This is a genomic window from Actinoplanes sp. M2I2 (genome assembly GCF_023544445.1).
In the GTDB taxonomy this organism is placed as follows: Bacteria; Actinomycetota; Actinomycetes; order Mycobacteriales; family Micromonosporaceae; genus Actinoplanes.
The window spans coordinates 86,310-107,997 of sequence record NZ_JALPVJ010000010.1 but is presented as its reverse complement, the minus strand read 5'-3'; the positions used below and the strand labels follow the sequence as shown (position 1 = coordinate 107,997).

Below are 21,688 nucleotides of genomic sequence, written 5' to 3'. Positions count from 1 at the left end.
GCGTCCGGGGCCTCGCGCCGCACAATGCTTAGGTGCAAAACCAGACAACTAGTGACTCTTTGCAGCAATTGCTCGAAATGCCACGAAAGTCTTGGTGGGCCCGGCTGCCGTTCGGCGTACGAATGACGGCCGGGACGAGCGCGCTGCTCATCGCGATCGGCGGGGCCGTGGTCGGCATCGCCACGCTGACCGGGGACAGCCCCGATGCCCCGCGCATCGTCACCGCGATCGGCCAGGCCGACCCGCAGGCCGGGATGCCGGTGCCATCAGCGCCTACGCCGGCCCGGCCCGACCTGGAGCCGGCGGCGACCCTGTCCCGTACGGCGGGTCAGGCCGACCACACCGTCCCGCGTCAGCCGACGCAGGCGATGGGTCAGGCGCACGCTCCTCACCAGCCCGCGCCCGGCTCGAAGACGCTACAGGGCCCCGGAGCAGCCGCCCGAGGAGCAGCCGCCCGAGGAGCAGCCGCCCCCGGAGCAGCCGCCCCCGGAGCAGCCGCCCCCGGAGCAGCCGCCCCCGGAAAGGCCGCCGCCGGAGCAGCCGCCCCCGGAAAGGCCGCCGGAGCAGCCGCGCCAGGAAAAGCTGCGCCCGCACGGCCGGCGCCCGGAAAAGCGGCCCAGCCGATCCGTCCCGCTCGGCCGGCCCGCCCTGCTCGGCCCGCCCGTCCCGCCCCGCCGGTTCAGCCGGCGAAACCGGCTGAGCCCGCGAGCCAGTCGCCCTCCAAGCCGTCCGTCACCACGCGCACTGAGTACGAGAAGCGCGAGATCCCCTTCCAGACCCAGTTCGTGCGGGACGCCGCGCTGCCCCGCGGTTTCCGCAAGGTCCGGACCGCCGGGGTGCCCGGTGAGGAGACGCTGCGCTACCTGGTCACCGTGACCGACGGCCAGGAGACCGGGCGCAAGCTGATCGACACCACGGTCTCTCGCCAGCCCCGGGACCGGGTGATCGTGATCGGTGCCTGGCGTGGCTTCGACCGTCTCCGCGGCGACGGGGACGGGGGCTGCCGCAGGCTCAGGGTCTGCGTGCCGCTGGGGCGCCAGGCCCAGGCGTACTGCCCCGACGACCGCGAGGGCCGGGACGAGCACCACGACCGCGACGTCCGCGACGGACTGACCCTGGCCGGCCAGGACATCGACGTGCTCGACCCGGAGGCCCCGGAGCCCCCGGAGGCCCCGGGCGCCCCGGCCGAGCTGCCGCAAATCGATTGCGCCGAGATCCCGGAACTCCCCAAACTGCCGCAGTGAAGGACTTCGACGCGCTGCTCGACGAGGCCGCGGCCGTCCCGCTCGAAGGCTGGGACTTCTCCTGGTTCGAGGGCCGGGCGACCGAGGCCCGGCCCTCCTGGGGTTACGCCGGCCTGGTCGCCGAACGGCTCACCCACGCCGGAGCGGCGCTCGACCTGCAGACCGGTGGCGGTGAAGTCTTCGCCTACGCGATCGCGAAGGCCGGGTTCACCGGGATGACCGTGGCCACCGAGTCCTGGCCGCCGAACCTCCCGGTGGCCCGGTCCAGGCTGGGCGCCGTCGTCGCGACCGACCGGCTGCCGTTCCGTGACGGCGCGTTCGACCTGGTGGTGAGCCGTCACCCGACCGTCACGGACTGGACCGGGATCGCCCGCATCCTGAAGGAGCGCGGCGTCTTCCTGTCCCAGCAGATCGGAGCGGGCAGCAACCGGGAGTTGTCCGAGGCCATGCTGGGCCCGTTGCCGCCGCCGGTTCGCCAGCACCCCGGGCAGATCGCCGCGGCCGCCGAGTCCGCCGGGTTCGAAGTCCTCCGGGTACGTGGTGAGCGCCTGCGAGCCGAGTTCTACGACATCGCCGCGGTGGCGCACTTCCTGCGCAAGGTCGTCTGGACTGTGCCGGGCTTCACGATCGAGAAATACCGGGACCAGTTGCGGGCCGTGCACGAGGAGATCACCGTGAAGGGCATGTTCGTCTCGTACGCCACCCGGGTCCTGATCGAGGCCCGACGGTGAGCGTGACCGACGCCCGGCTCGCCGAGATCGCCGCCGAGCTCGCGCGGGTGCCCGGCGTGGTCGGCGTCGTGCTGGGAGGCAGCCGGGCCCGGGGCACCCACACTCCGGAGTCCGACACCGACGTGGGCATCTATTACCGCGCGCCGCTCGACGTCGACCGGCTGGGCGCGGTCGCGCGGGCCCTGGCCGGTCCGTCCGCGCGAGTGACCGAGCCGGGCGGCTGGGGACCCTGGGTCGACGGCGGCGGCTGGCTCCAGGTCGACGGCGGTGCGCTCGACTTCATCTATCGGGACCTCGATCGCGTACGGGCCGTGTGCGCCGATGTCGAGCAGGGTCACTACGCCTTCCACCAGCAGGGCGGGCACCCGCTCGGGTTCGCCGATCACGCGTACGCCGGGGAACTGGCTCTCGGCCGGGTCCTGGCCGACCCGACGGGGGAGCTGGGAGCGCTGCGGGACAGCTTGCGGACCTATCCGCCGGCGCTGTCGCAGGCCCTCATCGCCGGGCTGTGGGAGGCGGACTTCCTGGTGGCGATCGCGCGCAAGGGGATCCCCCGGGTCGACACCGCCTTCGTCGCAGGCTGCCTGTTCCGGCTGGTCGGCGTGTGCGCGCACGCCCTGCACGGCGCGGCCGGCCGCTGGCTGATCAACGAGAAGGGCGCCGTGGCCGCCTCCGCCGCCCTGCCCGGCGCCCCCGAGCGCTTCGCCGAGCGGGTCGACCGGGCCTACGCCGCGCTCGAGGGTGATCCGCTGCGGTTGCGGCTGGCCATCGACATCGCCGCCGACCTGGCGCTGGACACCACCGACGCATGCACCATGATGGTGCGGTGACCGCCGACCAGCCCACCATCCTGGCCACCAGCGCGTTCCTCGAGGTCGGCCGGCGTGGCCGCTTCGACTTGCGGCCGGGCAAGATCCATCGGTTCGCCGCCGAGCTCGCGAACGCTACGGCCAAGCCGCGCATCTGTGTGCTGAACCAGGCCTCCGGCGATCTGGAGGAACTCATCGGCGGCTACTACCGGGCCTTCGCCGGCAGCGAGTTCGTGGTCTCCCACCTGCAGCTCTTCCCGTTTCCGAACGTCGCCGACATCCGCGCACACCTGCTCGAGCAGGACATCATCTGGGTGCACGGCGGCAGCGTGGCCAACCTGTGCGCGTTGTGGCGGGCGCACGGCGTCGATGAGGTCCTGCACGAGGCCTGGCAGTCGGGTGTCGTGCTCAGCGGCGTCTCGGCCGGCTCCATCTGCTGGCACCAGGGCGGCACCACCGACAGCTTCGGGCCCGACCTGCAGGCCTTCACCGACGGGCTGGGCTGGCTGCCGTACAGCAATGGGGTGCACTACGACGCCGAGGAGCAGCGGCGGCCCAAGATGCACGAGTACGTCGGCGACGGCACGCTCGGCGACGGCTACGCGACCGACGACGGGGCCGGTCTGGTCTATCACGGCACCACGCTGGTCGAGGCCGTGGCCGACCGCCCCGGCCCGCTGGGGTACGAGCTGAGGCGCGCGGCGGACGGCTCGGTGACCGAGACGCCGCTGCCGACCCGGGTGCTGTGAAACGGGCTTGCTGTGAAACCGGCTCAGCCGTGAAACCGGCTCAGCTGGCGTAATGCAGGATCACGTTGTGCACGTGGTGCGTCTTCTCGGAGCCGCGGAACTCGACCTCGTAGGTGTGCGTGCCGACAGTGATCGCGATGATGCCGGTGGAGAAGAACTGCCCGGCCCAGCTCTTGTTGCTCACCACGCTGACGCTGCTGACCTTCGAGTACGGGATGCTCGTGATCGCGACGCGTTTCCCGGCGAACGACTTGTCCTGGATGATGACGCGCCGGTTGGTCAGCCCGATGAAGCCGGTGCCCGCGCCCACCGCGTCGTAGACGGCGATGATCTGCTCGCCGTCCAGCAGGCCGCTCTCGATCTGCTGAAGCTGACCCTTGTTGTCGTAGATCACTTCGCTCATGGTCCCGAGGGTAGCGATCAAGGGCTATGCGGAGCCGTCACCGTACGGTAGAAGTCCTCGATCCGGGCTGCCAGCGCGACATCACCGTCGGTGAGAGTGTCGCCGTCGCGGTCGCCCAGACAGATCTGAGTGTGACCATCAGCGCGCCGGATGCTGGGGCGTATGCGCAGTGTGTCCGCCGCCACCTTGATCCGCTCCGTCAAGGCGGCATGCTGACTCTCGTCGCACACCAGCTCGCGCTTGATCTGGACGCCGTCGCGCGTCCAGCCGCTGAGCAACGTCAGCGCGTCGCTCAGGTAGTCGGACCGGTTCACACGCTGTCTTCTGGCCCGCATCGCCGCACCCCCTAGGCGTCGTTGCCGGCTTGTGGCCAAACTGTCGCCGTGTCGTCATGGTCGGTGCCCACAAGTCTTGCTTCCCGCGACAATCATGTCCACGCCCACATATACGTGTTTGCGTGACGATCGGGACGCCTCGGGCAACCTGAACGGTAAACTTTTGTGGGAAGCTCTTGATTCATGCCGCCGAAACAGCATGTCAAGGACACGCGGTCACGCAAAGTCATCGTGGCTGCGGTGATCATCACCGATGGACGGGTGCTGGCGTGCGAACGATCCGCGCCGGCCGAGGTGGCCGGCCGGTGGGAATTTCCCGGCGGAAAGGTCGAACCCGGCGAAACCGACCAGCAGGCGCTGGCTCGCGAGTGCGCCGAGGAGCTGGGAGTCCGCGTCGAGGTCGGCGAGCGGGTCGGACCCGACGTCCCGCTCGCGCACGGCCGGGCCGTGCTCCGGGTCTTCGCCGTCCGGCTGCTGGACGGCGACGTGCCGCGGGCGCTGGAGCACACCTCCATGCGCTGGCTCGCGGAGAACGAGCTGGACAGCGTGCACTGGCTGCCCGCGGACAAGCCGATCGTCGCCGAACTACCCGCCCTGCTCGCCGTCCGGCCCACCTGAGGCGTACGTCTTGCGCAGCTCCCGCTTGAGCACCTTGAAGCTCGGGCCGAGCGGCAGCTGCTCGGCGAACCGGATCTGCCGCGGGTACTTGTGCTTGCCGAGCTTCTCGCGGGACCACTCGATCAGCTCTTCGGCCGTGATGCCGCCGGGGTCGGGCACCACCACCGCGCAGATCTCCTCGCCGTGCACCGGGTCGGGCACGCCGATCACCGCCACCTGCAGCACAGCCGGGTGGCGGGCCAGCGCCTCCTCGACCTCGCGGGGATAGACGTTGAAGCCGCCCCGGATCACCAGGTCCTTCTTGCGGTCGACGATCGTGATGAAGCCGGCCCCGTCCTTGGTGCCGAGGTCGCCGGTGCGGAACCAGCCGTCGACCACGGCCTCACGGGTGGCCTCGGGGTTGTTGAGATAGCCGGCGAAGACGTTGTGGCCGCGGATCACGATCTCGCCCAGTTCGCCGTCGTCCATCAGCTCGATCCGGTCGTCGATCTCCGGCCGGGCGATCTCGACGTCGACCCCCCAGATCGCGTGGCCGACGGTGCCCGGCCGGGCGCCGAACGCGGGCTGGTTGGTCGTGGCGGTCGGTGAGGTCTCCGACAGGCCGTAGCCCTCGAAGATCGTCGCGTGGAACGTCTCGTTGAACTTCTCGAGCACCGCCACCGGCAGGGAGGCGCCACCCGAGACGCAGAGCTTGAGGCTGGGCAGCGTGTCGGCCTTGGCCGCGGCCTCGAGCAGCCCGATGTACATCGTCGGCACGCCGTGGAAGATCGTGACGTTCTCACGGACCATCAGCTGGATCGCGGCCTCGCCGGTGAACCGGGCCATCAGCACGATCGTGCCGCCCAGACGGAACGTGCCGTTCATGCCCACGGTCTGGCCGAACGTGTGGAAGAGCGGCAGGCAGCCCATCACGATGTCGTTCTCGTTCAGGTCATGGATGTCGAAGACGTTGACCATCGTGTTCATGACCAGGTTGAGGTGGGTCAGCAGGGCGCCCTTGGGCTTGCCGGTCGTGCCGCTCGTGTAGAAGACGACCGCCACGTCCTCGGCCTCGCGGCTCTCGTAGGTGCGCAGCGGCTTGCCGGCGGCGGCCGCGTCCTCGAGGCGGGTCACCCCCGGGACGGCCGGGCCGACCGAGGCGACGGGGATGCTCGCCAGCTTGGCCGCGGCGGCCGCGTTCTCCAGCTGGCTGGAATGGGCGACCAGCAGTTTGGCGCCGCTGTCGCGCAGGACGTACGCGTTCTCCTCCGGGGTGAGGAGCAGGTGCATCGGGACGATCGTGGCCCCGGCCGCCAGCACGGCGTAGTAGACCCGCGGGAAGTCGGCCAGGTTGGGGATCTGGACCGCGACCACGTCACCGGGCCGGATGCCCAGTTCGCGCAGGCCACCCGCGTACGCGAGGGTCTGCTGCCAGAGGTCGCGGTAGCTGATCCGCTCGGTGGTCAGGCTGTCGATCACCGCGATCTTCTCGGGATGTTTCCGGGCTGACTCCGCCAGGACGGTGGCGAGCGACAGTTGCGTCATGCTGAGCCTCCCGTGGATCGCACTTCGCTGACTCCGGTGCAGTCGGTCATGCCAGGTGCCCTCCGATTTTGGTGTAACCGCGAAGCAGGTCGCGCGAGATGATGAGGCGCTGCATCTCGTCGGTCCCTTCATAGATACGCATCAAACGCACCTGGCGGTACCACCGTTCGATCGGAAGCTCGCGGGTGTAGCCCATCCCGCCGTGGATCTGCATGACCCGGTCCACCACGTTGTTGACCATATTGGCGCCGTAGAGCTTGGCCATCGACGACGAGTGCCGGGGGTCCTCGCCCTGGTCGACCGTCCAGGCGGCGCGCAGGATCAGCCAGCGGGCCGCCTCGAGCTCGACCTCGGAATCGGCGATCATCCACTGGATGGCCTGGTTCTCACCGATCCTGCGCCCGAAGGTCTCGCGCGTGTTGGCGTACTCGATGGCCATGCCCAGCGACCGCTCGGCGATGCCCAGGGCGTTGGAGGGGATGAGGTAGCGGCCCTTGCCGATCCACTTCATACCCAGCTCGAACCCCTGGCCGACCTCGCCCAGGATGTTGCGGCCGGGCACCCGGACCTCGTCGAAGACCAGCGCGGCCGGGCCGCCCTCGCCCATGGTCTGGATGAACTCGGAGCGCCAGCCCATCTCCCGGTCGACCAGGAACGCCGTGGTGCCGCCGCCGCGCACGCCCTTCTCCTTGTCGGTGACCGCGACGACGATGGCGAAGTCGGCCTCGTTGCCGTTGGTGATGAACGTCTTCTCGCCGTTCAGGATCCAGTCGTCGCCGTCCTGCCGGGCGCTGAGCTTGATGTTCGCCGCGTCGGAGCCGGCGCCGGGCTCGGTGATCGCGAAGCAGGAGATCCGGTCGCCCTCGATCGTGGGCACCAGGTATTCCTGCTTCTGCTGCTCATTGGCGTAGTAGAGGATGTTGTCGGCCTCGCCGCCGAACTTGAACTGCACGAAGGTGCGGCCCACCTCGGTCCAGATCAGCGACTGCAGCACGGCCGGCAGGTCCATCCCGCCGTACTCCTCCGGTGTGGACAGACCCCAGAAGCCGAACTTCTTGGCCCTCTGTTGAAGCTCGCGCAGTTCGCTGCGGTCGAGGCCGGGCTCGTGGCGGCGCTCGCGCAGCAGCGCCTCCTGTTCGAGCGGCATGACCTCGCGGGTGATGAACTGGCGGGCGGTGTCGCGAATCGCGCGTTCCTCGTCGGTGAGCGAGAAGTCCATGCCGTTAAACTAGCGGTGTAAGTTTTTACACGTCCAGTGCTTCTTTTCGCGTCAGGAGCTCGCATGGCCCGTCCCCGGCAGACGCTGCTGACCCGGCAGCGGATCGTCGAGGCGGCGTCGGCCCTGGTCGACGCGGAGGGTCTGGAGGCGCTCTCGACGCGCCGGCTCGCCACCGAGCTGGGCGTCCAGGGGCCCTCGCTCTACAACCACTTCGCCACCAAGGCCGAGATCGTCGACGCGGTGGCCGACGCGGTGATCGAGCAGGTCGACGTGTCGGCCTTCGGCTGTTCTCCCTGGGCCGAGGCGTTGCGGCACTGGGCCCACTCCTATCGGGGCGTGCTCAGCGAGCACCCGAATGTCGTGCCGGTGCTCGCCCGGGGCCCCGGCCGCCGGCCCGCGTCGCTGGCGATGGCCGAGGCCGTGTACGGGGCCCTGGTCGACGCCGGGTGGAGTTATGCACAGGCCACGCACATCGGCGCGCTCATGAGATACCTGGTCACGGGCTCGTCGCTCGGGTCGTTCGCGCTCGGCTTCGACGTCGACCCCGATCTGTACGACCGTTATCCACACCTTCGGCACGCACCCCGTCTGGCGGAGCATCATGAAGCCGTGGACGAGGGCGCCTTCGAACTCGGACTGGACCTGCTGATCACCGGCCTCACGGCCCGATACGAGATGGGGACCCGCTGATGACATCGTTCGACCGGCCACACCTCTACATCGGCGGAGAGTGGGTCACACCCGCCTCCACCGAGACGATCGCGGTGGAAAATCCCGCCACCGAAGAGGTGCTGGGCCACGTGCCGGCGGGCACGGCGGCCGACGTCGATCGCGCGGTCGCGGCCGCCCGGGCGGCCTTCGACGGCTGGGCCGCGTCCACCCGGCGGGCCGAGGTGCTCGACCGCCTGCACACCGCTCTGGCCGCCCGCGCGGGCGACATCGCCCGGGTCGTCGGGCTCGAGCTGGGCGCGCCACTCAAGATCGCCAAGGCGGTCCAGGCCGGCCTTCCGCTTGCGGTCCTTCGTTCGTACGCTGACCTGGCGGCGCGGCCGGCCCCGGAGACCACCGTCGGCAACTCGCTCATCGAGCACGAGCCGATCGGCGTCGTCGGCGCGATCACCCCGTGGAACTACCCGCTGCACCAGGTCGTGGCCAAGGTCGCCGCGGCGCTGGCGGCCGGGTGCACGGTCGTGCTCAAGCCCAGCGAGCTGACGCCGCTCGTGGCCTTCCTGCTGATCGACGCGGCCGACGAGGCGGGCGTCCCGGCCGGCGTGCTCAACGTGGTGACCGGCACCGGCCCGGTGGTCGGCGCGGCCCTCGCCGGGCATCCCGACGTCGACATGGTGTCGTTCACCGGTTCCACGGCGACCGGTCGGGCGATCACCCACGCCGCCGCCGACCGCATCGCCAAGGTGGCACTGGAGCTGGGCGGCAAGTCGGCCAACGTCATCCTCGAGGACGCCGACCTGACCCGGGCGGTCAAGGTCGGGGTGGGCAACGCCTTCCTCAACTCGGGCCAGACCTGTACGGCCTGGACCAGGATGCTCGTGCACCGCAGCCACTACGACGAGGCCGTCGCGCTGGCCGCCAAGACCGCCGACGGCTATCCGGTCGGCGATCCCTTCGACGCGAACACCCGGCTCGGCCCCCTGGTCTCCCGGGCCCAGCGTGACCGGGTGCTCGGCTTCATCGAGCGGGCGACGGCCCGGCGCGTCACCGGCGAGCCGTCCCTGCCCGCCAAGGGGCATTTCGTCGCGCCGACCGTCTTCGCCGACGTCGACCCGTCCAGCGAGCTCGCCCAGGAGGAGATCTTCGGGCCGGTGCTGTCGATCATCCCGTTCTCGTCCGACGACGAGGCGGTCGCGATCGCCAACAACTCGAAGTACGGGCTGGCCGGCGGCGTCTGGGGGTCCGACGACCGTGCGCTCGCGGTCGCCCGGCGGCTGCGCACGGGTCAGGTCGACGTCAACGGCGGCTCGTTCAACCCGGTCGCGCCGTTCGGCGGCTACAAGCAGTCCGGTGTCGGGCGTGAACTGGGCGAGTTCGGTCTGTCGGAGTTCCAGCAAGTGAAGGCGATCCAGCGATGACGGCTTACTTCAACGGACTGGTGCTGCGGGAGGGCGGCAGCCCGCCCGCCGTGGCCGAGCTGCGCCTGCCCGAGGTCGGGCCGGGCCAGGTCCGGGTCCGGGTGCGCGCGGCCGGCGTGTGCCATTCCGATCTGTCCATGGTGAACGGCACCATCCGCCCGTCGTATCCGCTGGTGCTCGGTCACGAGGCGGCCGGCGAGGTGGTCGAGGTGGGCGAGCACGTGACCCGGGCCGCGGTCGGCGACCACGTGGTGCTCAACTGGCAGCCGGCCTGCCGCTCATGCTGGTTCTGTGAGAACGGTGAGCCGTGGCTGTGCTCGACGTCGTCGGGCGTGGCCTCGCTCGAGAACGGCGTGACCCTCGACGACGTGCCGGTGCACGTGGCGCTCGGTCTGGGCGCCTTCGCCGACCAGGTGGTCGCCCCGCAGAACGCGGTGATCAAGGTGCCTTCGGCGCTCGAGTTCGAGACCGCGGCCCTGCTCAGCTGTGGGGTGCTGACCGGGGCGGGCGCGGTGCGCAACACGGCCCAGGTGCGCCCGGGCGAGTCGGTCGTGGTGATCGGGCTCGGCGGCGTCGGGTTGTCGGTCGTCGCGGCGGCCCGGGCCGCCGGCGCGTCCGACGTGATCGCGGTCGACGTGTCCGAGGCGAAGAAGGGTCTGGCCGAGGCGGCCGGCGCGTCCGATTTCGTGGTCTCGTCCGACGCGTTGTCCAAGGACATCCGGGGGCGCACCTCGGGCCGCGGGGCCGACCACGCCTTCGAGTGCGTGGGCCGCGCCGTGACGATCCGGGCCGCGTGGCGGGCCACCCGCCGCGGCGGCAAGGTGACCGTGGTCGGCATGGGCTCGAACGACGACCAGGTCATGCTGTCCGCATTGGACATCTTCTCGTCGGCGCGCACGTTGCGCTCCTCGGTCTACGGCTCGGCCGACTTCGACGTCGAGATCCCGGCCCTGGCCGACGAGGTGCTGTCCGGCCGTCTGTCGCTCGGCCACCTCATCACCGACCGCATCGGGCTGGCCGACGTGCCGGCCGCCTTCGACCGCATGGCCCGGGGAGAGGGCGCTCGCTCAGTGGTGACGCTGGCCTGATGGCGGGATGATCGAGGAGGGCGCTGCCCCGCTCACTTGCTTCCGGTAGAAAGAGTGGAATGCGTCCCCGGCCCGGCGAAGTGCTGCACTTCAGCGAAGACCCGACGATCACCCGGTTCGTGCCGCACGTCGCGCCGACGTCGAGAGAGGCCGAGGCGTACGTGTGGGCGGTCGGCCACGACCGTGCGCCCGACTACTGGTTTCCGCGCCAGTGTCCGCGGGCCATGGCCTGGGTGATCGACGGTACCTCCGATGTGGACCGGGATCGCATCGTCGGGGCGGGGTGTGGAGACCGGGTCCATGCCGTCGAGTACGGGTGGCTGGATGCGCTGCGCACGACCAGGCTCTACGCCTATCGGCTCCCAGCGGGGCTGTTCCGGCCCATCGCCTCGCCGGGGTCCCAGCCGCACGCGATGGTCGCCACCGAGCCGGTCGAGCCGCTGGGCCCGGCCGAGGAGGTCGGCGACCTGCTCGCGTGCCACGCCGCGGCCGGCATCCAGCTGCGCGTGCTCGACAACCTGTGGCCCTTCTGGGACGAGGTCGTCCGGAGCACGCTTGGCCACAGCGGCATCCGCCTGGCCAACGCGAAGCCCCGCCCCGCGGTGCCGACCTCATTCCCGCGGCCCGCGGTGCCGACCTCATTCCCGCGGCCCGCGGTGCCGACCTAAATCCCGCGGCCCGCAGTACCGACCTCATTCCCGCGGCCCGCGGCGCCGTCCTGATCCCGCGCGCGAGTCGGCGCACAGCTCGGTTCGGCGCGGGGGACGGCTTGGTTCAGCGCGCTGCCAGCAGGGCGGTGATGGTGCGGGCCAGCGCGGCCCGGGCGGCGGCGACCGACAGGTCCATGTTCTCGCGCCACGTCGACCAGGTGGGCCACATGCTGATGGCGGTCAGCGCGTCGAGCAGCTCTTCGTTGCCGTCGATCTCGGCCGCGAAGAGGGTGGCGAGCTCGTCCCGCACCCGCTTGACGTGCATGCGGCGATAGCGGCGCAGCGTCTCGCTGAACGGCTCCTTGATCGCGGCTGCCTTGGCCGTCGGGCCTATCTGTTCGAGCAGCCGGGCCCGCTGGCGGCAGTACGCGTCGATGCGTTCGGTCAGGGGCAGGTCGGGTGAGATCGGCCGGTGGGCGGCGTCGCGCAGCTCGAGCACCCGTTTGCCGCTCGCCGTGAACAGCGCCTCCATGTCGGCGAAGTGACTCCACAGCGCGCGCAGCGACACGCCGGCCGTCTTGGCGATGCGGTCGGCCGTGGGCCGCAGGTCACCCTCGCGGATGAGCTGCAGCTGGGCGTCGACGATGGCGTTGCGGGTGCGTTCGGAACGGGCTGTGCGCCCGTCGACCCGGGGTTGGGCGGGGGTCATGAGGCTGCGCTCCGGTAGCGGTTCAACTCCCGCCGGGCCAGCGAGCGCTTGTGCACCTCGTCCGGTCCGTCGGCGAGCCGCAGCGTGCGCGCGGCCGCCCACAACGCCGCCAGCGGCGTGTCCTGGCCGACCCCTGCGGCGCCGTGGGTCTGGATGGCCTTGTCGACGATCCACTCGACTGTGGCCGGCAGAATGATCTTAATGGCCTGGATCTCGGTGTGCGCTCCCTTGTTGCCGACCGTGTCCATCAGCCAGGCCGCCTTGAGCACCAGCAGCCGGGCTTGCTCGATGCGCACCCGCGACTCGGCGATCCAGTCCTGCACGACGCCCTGCTCGGCCAGCGGCTTGCCGAACGGGGTGCGGCTCAACGCTCGCATGCACATCAGCTCGAGGGCCCGCTCGGCCATCCCGATCAGCCGCATGCAGTGGTGGATGCGACCCGGGCCGAGCCGCGCCTGCGAGATCGCGAAGCCGCCGCCCTCCTCGCCGATCAGGTTCGACACCGGCACCCGTACGCCCTCGAACAGCACCTCGGCGTGGCCGCCGTGATCACCGTCGGTGTAGCCGAAGACCGTCATGCCGCGCTTGACGGTCACGCCCGGGGTGTCGCGGGGGACCAGCACCATGCTCTGCTGCACGTGCCGGGCCGCGTCGGGGTCGGTCTTGCCCATCACGATGAAGATGCGGCAGTTCGGGTTCATCGCGCCGGTGATGTAGAACTTGCGTCCCGTGATGACGTAGTCGTCGCCGTCGCGCTCGATGCGGGTGCCGATGTTGGTCGCGTCGGACGAGGCGACCTGCGGCTCGGTCATCGCGAAGGCCGAGCGGATCGTGCCGTCGAGCAACGGCAGGAGCCACTGCTGCTTCTGCTCGTCGGTGCCGAACTCGGCCAGCACCTCCATGTTGCCGGTGTCGGGCGCGGCGCAGTTGAGCGCGGGCGGCGCCAGGTGCGGGCTGCGACCTGTGATCTCGGCGAGCGGCGCGTACTGCAGGTTGGTCAGTCCGGCGCCGTGCTCGCCGGGCAGGAAGAGGTTCCACAGCCCGGCCGATTTGGCCTGGGCCTGCAACCGGGCCAGGATCGGCGGCGGTTCCCATCCTTCGCTGTGGAACTCGGCCTCGGCCGGATAGATGTGGTCGTCCATGAACCCGAGAAGCCGCTTGCGGTAGTCCTCGGTCCGCTCGTCGAAGGCGAACTCCATCAGTGTCCCTCCAGCGCCTCGTGGCCGCGCATGACCAGGGGGCCGACCATGGCGCCGATCGTCTCGAAACCCGCGCCGACGGTCTGGCCCTGAACGTAGCGGTAGTGCACGCCTTCCAGGATGACCGCCAGCTTGAAGGCGGCGAATCCCACGTACCAATGCAGGTCGCTGACGTCCCGCCGGCTGCGCTCGGCGTAGCGCGTGCCCAGCTCGGCCAGGCTCGGATGCCCGGGCACCCGCAGCGGCGCGGTGGGCGTGCCGTCGGCGCCGGGGTTGAGCGGCAGGTCGGCGTAGACGAACATCAGGGCGACGTCGCTGAGCGGGTCGCCCAGCGTCGACATCTCCCAGTCCAGCACCGCGTTGACCTGCAGCTGCTCGCCGATCAGCACGTTGTCGAGACGGAAGTCGCCGTGCACGACCGTCCCGGGCCCGCCGTCCGGGATGTGGACCGCGAGACGGGCGTGCAGCTCCTCGATGCCGGCCACCTCCCGGCTGCGGGACGCGTCGAGCTGCTTCTTCCACCGGCGGACCTGGCGCTGGTTGAACCCCTCGGGGCGGCCGAAGTCGGCCAGCCCGATCGCCGCCGGGTCGAGCGCGTGCAGGTCGGCCAGGGTGTCCACGAGCGACAGGCTCAGCGCCCGCATCGATTCCGGGCCGAGGTGCTCGAGCTGAGACACGTCGCGGTAGATCGTCCCGTCGACGTGCTCCATCAGATAGAACGGCGCCCCGATCACCTCGGTGTCGGTGCAGAGCAGCACCGGCCGCGGCGCGGGGAAACCGGCCTTCGACAGGGCTTCGAGGACGCGGTGTTCGCGCGTCATGTCATGCGCCGTCGGCAGCACATGGCCGAGCGGCGGCCGGCGCAACACCCAGCGCTGCTCGCCGTCGGTGATCGCGTACGTGAGATTCGACCGGCCACCGGCGAACATGCTCCCGGTCAACGGGCGCGTACTTCCCAGGTACGCCTGCAGGTGCTCGAGATCGAGCCCCTTCATCGGGCGCCGCTCTCGAACGCGCGCTGCATCTTGTTCATGCCGCCCAGCCAGCGGTCGGGGTCACCGGCGCGCAGGCGATAGAACTCGGCCACCTCGGGGTGCGGCAGGATCAGGAAGCTGTCGCCCAGCAGGGCCTCGCCCACCTTGGCCGCGACCACGTCGGGCTCCAGGGCGCTTTCGGCCAGCAGCGCGGCGCTGGCGCTGCCCCGCTCGCTGCCCCGGGTCAGCATGTCGGTGCGGACACCCTGTGGGCACAGCGCCTGCACGGTGATGCCGCGGTGGTGGTAGGTCGCGCGCAGCCATTCCGCGTACGCGAGGGCGGCGTGCTTGGTGACCGCGTAGGGGGCGCTGCCCAGCAGGGTGAGCAAGCCGGCCGCGCTGACCGTCATGAGCAGGCGCTTGGGCTGGTCGTCCTGCAGCCAGCGGGGCAGCAACGCGCGGGTGACGTAGACGTGGGACATCACGTTGACGTTCCAGTCGCGGGTCCACACGTCGTCCGGCGTGCTCTCGTCGCCCGCGGTCAGCACACCGGCGTTGGCGCAGAACAGATCGATGCCGCCGAGCTCGGCCCAGGCGGTGTCGATCAGGCGGCGGGTGTCGTCCTCGTTCGCCGCGTCGCCCGGCACCGGCAGGCCGCCGATGTCGCTGGCCACCGCCTCGGCCGCGGCCGGATCGAGGTCGTTGACGATGACCTCGGCCCCCTCGCTCGCGAACCGGCGGGCCAGGGCCGCGCCGATCCCGCCGCCGGCGCCCGTCACGACGACGCGCTTCACTGCATCTTCCCGGTCAGCGTGACGCCGCCGTCGATGACGATGGTCTGCCCGGTGATCCAGCCCGCGTCGGCCGAGCTGAGGAACGCGACCGCGCCGGCCACGTCCTCGGGGACGCCCAGCCGGGCCAGCGGATAGCCGGCCGACACCTGATCCTCCCGTCCCTCGAAGAGCGCCGACGCGAACTTGGTCTTGACCACGGCGGGAGCGACCGCGTTGACCCGCACCTTGGGCGCCAGCTCGACGGCCAGCTCCTCGGTGAGGTGGATCAGCGCGGCCTTGGTGACGCCGTAGAAGCCGATGCCGGGCGCCGGGCGCACGCCCGAGACCGAGGAGATGTTGACGATCGAGCCGCCCTCGGCCAGCCCGCCGCGCAGGGCTTCCTGCACCCAGCCGAGCGTGCCGAGGACGTTGACCTCGAAGATCTTGCGGGCCGCGCCCAGGTCGATCGAGCCCAGCGGGCCGTAGACCGGGTTGATGCCGATGTTGTTGACCAGCGCGGTGACCGGCCCGAACTGGCCGAGCACGGTGTCGACGACCGCGGCCCGGTGGTCGGGGTCGTCGCCCTTGCCGGCCACACCGATCGCCACGTCGGCGCCGCCCAGGTCCTTGGCCGCCGAGTCGAGCGCGGCCGCGTCCCGGCCGGTGATGCAGACCTTGTACCCGTCGGCCACGAAGCGTTGCGCGATGGCGAACCCGATCCCTCTGCTGGCTCCCGTCACGATCGCCACTTGGTCCGCCATCGCCGCTCCCTCGTCAGTTTCGATCATTTGATCCCGCAGCCCACCTTAGGCAGCCGGGATGCCGTTCGCTGGCGGGGCCACCGCCGCGGTCTTGTAGACCTCGACCGCGCCGTCCGCGTCGTCGGTGCGGTAGGCGTCGCCGAAGTACTCGGCCTTGCCGCCCTTGATGGTCGTGAGCTGCTCGCCGCCGTACCCGGAGTGGTCGCTCGCCGAATAGCGGACCGGCACCAGGCCGGGGCCGGTGAAGCCGCCCTTCTTGACCGCCTCGATGACGCCGTCACGGGTCAGATCCTTGCCGGCCGACTGCAGCGACTGGACGAACAGGTACGCGACGGACATGCCGTACACGACGTTGTTGTCCAGCTCGGCATTGGCGTTGTACTGGGTGTTGACCTTGGAGTAGAGCTGGATCCACGGGTTCGCCGTGTCGGTGGCCAGCGGCAGGTAGTTCGCCGCCACGACGCCCTCGAGCAGCGGCGCGGCCGCGCCCAGCGTCTTGGCCAGCGTGGTCGGGTCGGACCCCACGTTGCTGACCACGAACTGCGGCTTGAAGCCGATCTTGGCGGCGGTGCCGATCGAGAGCGCGGTGAAGCCGGGGACGGTGGCGAGCATGACGACCTGGCAGCCGGCCGCCTTGAGCGCGCCCATCTGCGGCCCGACGTTGGGGTTGCTGGTCACGTACGACTGCTTGGCCGCGACCGGGCCGAGGATCTTCTCGATACCGGCCAGGCTGTCGCGCCCGAAGTCGTCGTCCTGGCCGAGGAAGCACACCTTCTTGCCGGAGTGCTTCTCCTTCACGTGGGTGGCCAGGATCTTGCCCTCGACGGTGTAGTCGGGGTTGAAGCCGAACGTGCCGGGATATTTGTCGGGCTGGTTCCAGCTGCGGCTGCCGCTGGCCACGAAGAGGTCGGGCACCCGGTTGGTCTTGAGGAAGTCGAGCACGCCGCTGTGGGTGGGCGTGCCCAGGCCGTTGAGGATGGCGAAGACCTTGTCCTGCAGCACCAGCTGGCGTACGACCTGCTGGGTGTTGGCCGGGTTGTAGCCGTCGTCCATGATCTTGTATGTGATCTTGCGGCCGTGGACGCCACCGTTCGCGTTCACATAGTCGAAGTAGGCCTTGGTGGCTGGGGCGATCTTGGAGTAACCGGCGGCGGCCGGACCGGTGAGCGGCATGTGCGTGCCCACCACGATCTCGGAGTCGGTCACCCCCGGAGTGTCGGCACTGCTGCCACCACCGTTGCTGTTGCCGGAATTGCTGCAGCCGGCCGCGGCCAGGAGCACGGCGGCGAGGACGATCGCGGTGCGTTTCATCGTTGGCCCTTCTTTTTGAGCGGGATTCGCAGCGAAGCAAGGCCGCCGGGGGCGGCGAGCATGACGACGACGAGGACGACGCCGAAGAAGGTGAGCGCGAGGTTGCCCTCCAGCCGCTGCGAGCCGGCCGCCTCGCCGATCTCGTGCGCCACCGCGGGCAGCGCGACCAGCAGCAGGGCGCCGATCAGGGCGCCGGTGAGCCGGCCGAGACCGCCGATGACGATGGCCATCACCAGGAACAGCGACAGGGTGAGCGGGAACGCGCCGGGGGAGACGCTCTGGGCGATCACCGCGAACAGGGCGCCGGCCAGACCGGCGCAGGCGGCCGAGACGACGAACGCCGTGACCTGGGTGCGGGCGATGCTGATGCCGGCGAGACGGGCTGCTGTCTCGTCATCGCGCACGGCCCGCATGTCGCGTCCGAACCGGCCCCGAGTCAGCAGCGCCAGCGCGAGCACGGTGAGCAGGGCGCCGCCCCAGCAGACCCAGGCCTGCCACTGCTCGACGGTCATGGTGTCGGGAGGTGGGTTCAGGATCACCGACAGGCCCTGGTCGCTGTTGAAGGTCCCGTCGAACGTGCTGGCGATCGAGGGGACGACCACGGCGACGGCCAGCGTGAGGCCGGCCAGGTAGGGCCCGCGCAGTCTCGCCGCCGCCAGCCCGATGACCGCGCCGACGGCCGTGGTGACCAGGATTGCGACGACGATGCCGACGGCGAGCAGGTTGAACTTGTTCTGCCAGAGCGCCAGCGTGTACGCGCCGGTCGCCATCAGCGCGCCGTGGCCCAGCGAGAGCTGGCCGTTGAGTCCGGTGAGGACGGTCAGCCCCGCGGTGACGCACAGGTAGGCCCCGACGGTGGCGAGCTGGTAGGTGCGGAACGGCGGCAGCGTGTAGGTCAGGGCCACGACGATGGCAGCGCCGATCACCACCACGAGCAGCGGGCTCAACCGCCGGTGCATCGGGGGTGAGGCGATTCTCGTGGCGACCCGGTCACGGACGACGGTCATGCTGTCCTCGCCTTCCTGCGGTCGCTCGGGCGCGGTCCCGGCCTCATGCGGTCCTCGCTTTCGATCGGGCGAACAGTCCGTCGGGGCGGCTCAGGAGGACGACCACAAGCAGGGCCAGGACGGCCATCGGGGCGACCGTCGCGCCGAGATAACCGCTGATGTACGACAGCAGCAGCCCCACCATCAGGCCGCCGAGCACCGAACCGATCGGGCTGTCGAGCCCGCCGACCACGGCCGCCGTGAACGCCGAGATGAAGACGATGTCCATCGCTGTCGGGTGCAGGCCCAGCTCGGTGGGCAGGACGAGCATGCCGGCCAGCGAGCCCACGGCGGCGGCGAGCGCCCAGCCGAGGGTCAGCATGCCGCCGACCGGGACGCCGAGCAGCCGCGAGACGTCCGGTGCGAAGGCCGCCGCCCGCATGCGCAGGCCGGTGGACGTACGGGTGAAAAGGAGCGTCAGAAGGACGACCACCGCGCCCACCGCGGCGAAGACGAACAGGTCGTAGCGGGAGAGCAGGGCGACGCCGCCGATGTCGAAGGCGTCACGGCTGAACGGGGCCGTGGCCGGCCGGAACTCGTTGCCGTAGATCATGCCGAGCACGCCCTGGATGATGAGCACCAGCCCGAGCGCGACGACGACGCCGTTGAGCGGCGACGAATGGTCGACGAAACGCATGACCACGCGTTCGACACCGGCCCCGAGCAGCAGGCCGGCTACGAGCGCGACGATGAACCCCAGCCAGTAGGAACCGGTCGCGTCGGCCACCGAATAGGCCACGTAGGCCGTCGCGACCGCCATCGCGCCCTGCGCGAAGTTGACGATGCGCGTGGCCCGCCAGATGAGCACCAGGGCCAGCGCGAACGCCGCGTAGACGGCGCCCCGGCTGAGCCCGTCGAAGGTCAGGAAGAGAAAACGGTCCATGTCAGAACCCCAGGTAGGCGTGCCGGAGGTCGGCGTCGTCGACGAGCGTCGCGGCGTCGTGGCGGGTCACGATGCGACCGAGCGACAGCACGACGCCCTCGTCGGCGATCGAGAGCGCGCTGCGGACGTTCTGCTCGACCAGCAGGACGGCCAGACCGGTGCGATCACGCAGGTCACGCAGCAACGCCATGATGTGGGCGGTGATCTTGGGAGCGAGGCCGAGGGACGGCTCGTCCAGCAGCAGCAGGCGGGGCTGGGCGACCAGGGCGCGGCCAAGTGCGAGCATCTGGCGCTCGCCGCCGGAGAGCTGGTGGCCCAGGTGACTCTTGCGTTCGGCGAGCCGGGGGAACAGCTCGTAGATCGGCTCGAGCGGGGGCTGCGGCTTGCGCCAGAGGCCACCGAGGCGAAGGTTCTCGTCGACGGTCAGCTCGGTGACGACGCCGCGGCCCTCGGGCACATGGGCTATGCCGTGGTGCACCATCCGCTCGACCTTGATGCCGCTCAGATCCTTGCCGTCGAAGAGGATGCGTCCCTGCTGAGCCGGCAGCAGGCCGGACAGCGTGCGCAGGAGCGTCGACTTGCCGGCGCCGTTGGCCCCGAGGACCGCGACAATCTGTCCAGGCTGGACGGTCAGGCTGACCTCGTGCAGCACCGGGGCGGCGCCGTAGCCGGCCGTGAGCCCCTCGACGTCGAGCAGCGCGGTCATGCGGCAGCCCCCAGATAGGCCTCGGCGACCTGGTCGTTCGTGCGGATCTCGGCCGGGCTGCCCAGGGCGATGGGTTTGCCGAAGTCGAGAACGAGGATCTCGTCGCACACCGACATGACCAGTTCCATGTGGTGCTCGACGAGCAGCACGGTGGTCTCGGCCCCCTGGATGAGGTCGGCCAGCCAGCGGATCTCGTCGGCGTCCAGGCCGCCGGCCGGCTCGTCGAGCATGAGGATGCGTGGCTTGGCGGCCAGGGCGCGGGCCAGCTCGACGCGTTTGCGTTTCGCGTAGGGCAGCGAGCCCGGCAGGGCGCGGGCGTGCTCGGCGACGCCGCAGCGTTCCAAGGCCTCCCAGGCGTCGGTCTCGGGCCGGCGGGAGCGGGCGCCGACCAGCACGTTCTCCAGGACGGTCATGCCGCTGAACTGGCCGACCCCCTGCAGCGTGCGGGCGATGCCGTGCCGGTTGAGGTGGTGGGGCCGGGGACGGAAGGGCTTCCCGTCGAGGGCGAGGGTGCCCGACTGCGGCGGGACGAAGCCGCAGATCACGTTGAAGAGGGTGGTCTTGCCCGCGCCGTTGGGCCCGATGATGCCGACGATGCGTCCCGGCGCGACCCGCAGGGAGACGTCGTCGAGGGCGAGCAGCCCCCCGAAGCGAACGGTGATGTGGTGCAGGGACAGTCCCTGATCGGCGTCGGTCGAGTCGTCTCGCGGATCCGTTGACATGGTCACCTCGGCTCGGAGCGGCGGAGTGGCCGGACGAACGGAAGCGCCGGAAGGCACGGCCCGTCCTCTGTGGAGCGTGAAGGTCAACTATTTACACTCGCAGTGTAACTTTCTCTCCGCGCACGTCAACCGCCTGTTTCCAAGTTGTTTCCATCGAGATTTATCGCACGGTATGGGGTCGCTCGGGGCTTCCGACGGCGAGCTTTGCGCCAGGGCGCAGAACCGGGCGTTCGGGTCTGGCGGTCGGGCGTCGGGTGTCGGTAGCGGGGCACCGGAGGCACAGTGGCCCGACGGGGCGGCGGCTCGGAGCCGGGTGCGCCCGGCCGGCGGCGAGGTGCGGCCCGCTCAGTAGCGGCGGCGGCCCGGCAGGCGTGGTGGCGCGGCGTGGTGGCGCGGCGGCGCGGGGCGGTGGCGCGGCGGCTTGGTGCCGGTGATGCGGCTGCGGTCGATGGGTGCCGGGTCGGCTCAGGCCACGTTGACGGGGCGGAACTGGATGCTGATGCGCGGGCCGACGGGCCGGGCCGTCTTGAGGATCGCGTGCTCCCAGGTGCGTTGGCAGGAGCCGCCCATGACGATCAGGTCGCCGTGGCCGAGCGGGAAGCGCAGCGTCTCGTGGCCGCCCGCCCGCGGGCGCAGCGAGAGGTGGCGCGGCGAGCCGACGGACACGATGGCCACCATCGTGTCGTGCCGGGCCGAGCGGCCGATCGTGTCACCGTGCCAGGCGACGCTGTCGCGGCCGTCCCGATAGAGGCACATGCCTGCGGTGACGAACTCCTCGCCCAGCTCGTCGGCGTAGTGGGCGTTGAGCGAGGACCGAGCCTCGGTGAGGGCGGGATGGGGCAGCTGCTCATCGCCGCCGAACCAGCGCAGCAGCCTGGGCACGTCGACGACGTTGTCGTACATCTGGCGGCGGTCGGCGCGCCAGTCGATGCCCAGCAGGGACTCGAAGACGTCGTCCGACCCGTGCAGCCAGCCGGGCAGCACGTCGACCCAGGCACCGGCCGTGAGGCGATGACGGGTGACGCGGCCGGCGAGCTCGCCGACGCCGGAGGCGGGGCCGCCCCCGGCGTCGCCGGGCAGGTCGAACATCGACGGCTGGTAGGTGCTGGTCATGCCGCCATGTTAGTACGGTTGTTCGAGGATCGTT

24 protein-coding genes are annotated in these 21,688 nt (G+C 70.6%); 9 read left to right on the top strand and 15 right to left on the bottom strand.

The window, feature by feature from the left end; translation table 11 throughout:
• The first annotated feature begins 77 nt into the window (after window positions 1–77).
• From HJC40_RS21610 to HJC40_RS21595, 4 genes are read left to right on the top strand one after another with little or no spacing between them, the layout of a single operon-like run.
• Window positions 78–1,244 (top strand): G5 domain-containing protein, encoded by a 1,167-nt coding sequence (locus HJC40_RS21610; RefSeq protein WP_250003088.1) that lies wholly within the window; start codon window positions 78–80, stop codon window positions 1,242–1,244.
• Window positions 1,241–1,975 carry a class I SAM-dependent methyltransferase gene (locus HJC40_RS21605; protein ID WP_250003087.1) on the top strand — a complete coding sequence of 245 codons (735 nt, stop codon included), beginning with the start codon at window positions 1,241–1,243 and terminating at the stop codon, window positions 1,973–1,975. The genes HJC40_RS21610 and HJC40_RS21605 overlap by 4 nt, the downstream gene beginning before the upstream one ends.
• Window positions 1,972–2,805 (top strand): nucleotidyltransferase domain-containing protein, encoded by an 834-nt coding sequence (locus tag HJC40_RS21600; protein ID WP_250003086.1) that lies wholly within the window; start codon window positions 1,972–1,974, stop codon window positions 2,803–2,805. Before HJC40_RS21605 ends, HJC40_RS21600 begins: the two co-directional genes overlap by 4 nt.
• Window positions 2,802–3,533, top strand: a complete 732-nt coding sequence (locus tag HJC40_RS21595) for a Type 1 glutamine amidotransferase-like domain-containing protein (protein ID WP_374272374.1) — start codon at window positions 2,802–2,804, stop codon at window positions 3,531–3,533. Before HJC40_RS21600 ends, HJC40_RS21595 begins: the two co-directional genes overlap by 4 nt.
• Window positions 3,534–3,573: 40 nt before the next feature.
• On the opposite strand, the gene HJC40_RS21590 is transcribed toward HJC40_RS21595, so the two are convergent.
• Together HJC40_RS21590 and HJC40_RS21585 are read right to left on the bottom strand one after the other, a co-directional pair.
• A complete protein-coding gene (locus HJC40_RS21590; protein ID WP_250003084.1) occupies window positions 3,574–3,936 on the bottom strand; it encodes a PH domain-containing protein in 363 nt (120 codons plus the stop codon).
• Window positions 3,937–3,953: 17 nt separating this feature from the next.
• On the bottom strand, window positions 3,954–4,271 hold the full coding sequence (locus HJC40_RS21585; RefSeq protein ID WP_250003083.1) for a 4a-hydroxytetrahydrobiopterin dehydratase: 318 nt from the start codon (window positions 4,269–4,271) through the stop codon (window positions 3,954–3,956).
• A gap of 183 nt (window positions 4,272–4,454) precedes the next feature.
• Between HJC40_RS21585 and HJC40_RS21580 the strand changes: the two genes are divergently transcribed.
• Window positions 4,455–4,889: a (deoxy)nucleoside triphosphate pyrophosphohydrolase gene (locus HJC40_RS21580; RefSeq protein WP_250003082.1), complete on the top strand. Its 435-nt coding sequence runs from the start codon at window positions 4,455–4,457 to the stop codon at window positions 4,887–4,889.
• Here HJC40_RS21580 and HJC40_RS21575 read toward each other — a convergent pair.
• Entirely contained in the window at window positions 4,857–6,413 is a 1,557-nt protein-coding gene (locus tag HJC40_RS21575) for a long-chain fatty acid--CoA ligase (RefSeq protein ID WP_250003081.1), read from the bottom strand. The genes HJC40_RS21580 and HJC40_RS21575 overlap by 33 nt on opposite strands.
• Window positions 6,414–6,459: 46 nt before the next feature.
• Window positions 6,460–7,632: an acyl-CoA dehydrogenase family protein gene (locus tag HJC40_RS21570; protein ID WP_250003080.1), complete on the bottom strand. Its 1,173-nt coding sequence runs from the start codon at window positions 7,630–7,632 to the stop codon at window positions 6,460–6,462.
• Window positions 7,633–7,695: 63 nt separating this feature from the next.
• Here HJC40_RS21570 and HJC40_RS21565 point away from each other — a divergent pair, with 63 nt between their 5' ends.
• From HJC40_RS21565 to HJC40_RS21550, 4 genes are read left to right on the top strand one after another with little or no spacing between them, the layout of a single operon-like run.
• Window positions 7,696–8,322, top strand: a complete 627-nt coding sequence (locus HJC40_RS21565; RefSeq protein ID WP_250003079.1) for a TetR/AcrR family transcriptional regulator — start codon at window positions 7,696–7,698, stop codon at window positions 8,320–8,322.
• The gene (locus HJC40_RS21560) at window positions 8,322–9,719 is read left to right on the top strand and encodes an aldehyde dehydrogenase family protein (protein WP_250003078.1); all 1,398 of its coding nucleotides are present in this window, start codon (window positions 8,322–8,324) and stop codon (window positions 9,717–9,719) included. The genes HJC40_RS21565 and HJC40_RS21560 overlap by 1 nt, the downstream gene beginning before the upstream one ends.
• Entirely contained in the window at window positions 9,716–10,807 is a 1,092-nt protein-coding gene (locus tag HJC40_RS21555) for an alcohol dehydrogenase catalytic domain-containing protein (protein WP_250003077.1), read from the top strand. Before HJC40_RS21560 ends, HJC40_RS21555 begins: the two co-directional genes overlap by 4 nt.
• Before the next feature lie 59 nt (window positions 10,808–10,866).
• Window positions 10,867–11,475 carry a DUF6886 family protein gene (locus HJC40_RS21550; protein ID WP_250003076.1) on the top strand — a complete coding sequence of 203 codons (609 nt, stop codon included), beginning with the start codon at window positions 10,867–10,869 and terminating at the stop codon, window positions 11,473–11,475.
• A gap of 106 nt (window positions 11,476–11,581) precedes the next feature.
• On the opposite strand, the gene HJC40_RS21545 is transcribed toward HJC40_RS21550, so the two are convergent.
• From HJC40_RS21545 to HJC40_RS21495, 11 genes are all read right to left on the bottom strand, one after another.
• Complete coding sequence (locus tag HJC40_RS21545) at window positions 11,582–12,166, bottom strand: TetR/AcrR family transcriptional regulator (RefSeq protein ID WP_250003075.1); 585 nt, start codon at window positions 12,164–12,166, stop codon at window positions 11,582–11,584.
• Entirely contained in the window at window positions 12,163–13,365 is a 1,203-nt protein-coding gene (locus HJC40_RS21540; protein ID WP_250003074.1) for an acyl-CoA dehydrogenase family protein, read from the bottom strand. The genes HJC40_RS21545 and HJC40_RS21540 overlap by 4 nt, the downstream gene beginning before the upstream one ends.
• Complete coding sequence (locus tag HJC40_RS21535) at window positions 13,365–14,360, bottom strand: phosphotransferase family protein (protein ID WP_250003073.1); 996 nt, start codon at window positions 14,358–14,360, stop codon at window positions 13,365–13,367. Before HJC40_RS21535 ends, HJC40_RS21540 begins: the two co-directional genes overlap by 1 nt.
• Window positions 14,357–15,133, bottom strand: coding sequence for an SDR family oxidoreductase (locus HJC40_RS21530; protein WP_250003072.1), 777 nt, complete (start codon window positions 15,131–15,133; stop codon window positions 14,357–14,359). The genes HJC40_RS21535 and HJC40_RS21530 overlap by 4 nt, the downstream gene beginning before the upstream one ends.
• The gene (locus HJC40_RS21525; protein ID WP_250003071.1) at window positions 15,130–15,873 is read right to left on the bottom strand and encodes an SDR family oxidoreductase; all 744 of its coding nucleotides are present in this window, start codon (window positions 15,871–15,873) and stop codon (window positions 15,130–15,132) included. The genes HJC40_RS21530 and HJC40_RS21525 overlap by 4 nt, the downstream gene beginning before the upstream one ends.
• A 45-nt stretch (window positions 15,874–15,918) precedes the next feature.
• The gene (locus HJC40_RS21520; RefSeq protein WP_250003070.1) at window positions 15,919–17,184 is read right to left on the bottom strand and encodes an ABC transporter substrate-binding protein; all 1,266 of its coding nucleotides are present in this window, start codon (window positions 17,182–17,184) and stop codon (window positions 15,919–15,921) included.
• Window positions 17,181–18,191 carry a branched-chain amino acid ABC transporter permease gene (locus HJC40_RS21515; RefSeq protein WP_250003069.1) on the bottom strand — a complete coding sequence of 337 codons (1,011 nt, stop codon included), beginning with the start codon at window positions 18,189–18,191 and terminating at the stop codon, window positions 17,181–17,183. Before HJC40_RS21515 ends, HJC40_RS21520 begins: the two co-directional genes overlap by 4 nt.
• 43 nt (window positions 18,192–18,234) lie before the next feature.
• Window positions 18,235–19,113 (bottom strand): branched-chain amino acid ABC transporter permease, encoded by an 879-nt coding sequence (locus HJC40_RS21510; protein ID WP_250003068.1) that lies wholly within the window; start codon window positions 19,111–19,113, stop codon window positions 18,235–18,237.
• A 1-nt stretch (window position 19,114) separates the two neighbouring features.
• Complete coding sequence (locus HJC40_RS21505; RefSeq protein WP_250003067.1) at window positions 19,115–19,819, bottom strand: ABC transporter ATP-binding protein; 705 nt, start codon at window positions 19,817–19,819, stop codon at window positions 19,115–19,117.
• The gene (locus HJC40_RS21500) at window positions 19,816–20,541 is read right to left on the bottom strand and encodes an ABC transporter ATP-binding protein (RefSeq protein WP_250003066.1); all 726 of its coding nucleotides are present in this window, start codon (window positions 20,539–20,541) and stop codon (window positions 19,816–19,818) included. The genes HJC40_RS21505 and HJC40_RS21500 overlap by 4 nt, the downstream gene beginning before the upstream one ends.
• 465 nt (window positions 20,542–21,006) lie before the next feature.
• Window positions 21,007–21,654 (bottom strand): alpha-ketoglutarate-dependent dioxygenase AlkB, encoded by a 648-nt coding sequence (locus HJC40_RS21495; RefSeq protein WP_250003065.1) that lies wholly within the window; start codon window positions 21,652–21,654, stop codon window positions 21,007–21,009.
• Window positions 21,655–21,688 lie beyond the last annotated feature (34 nt).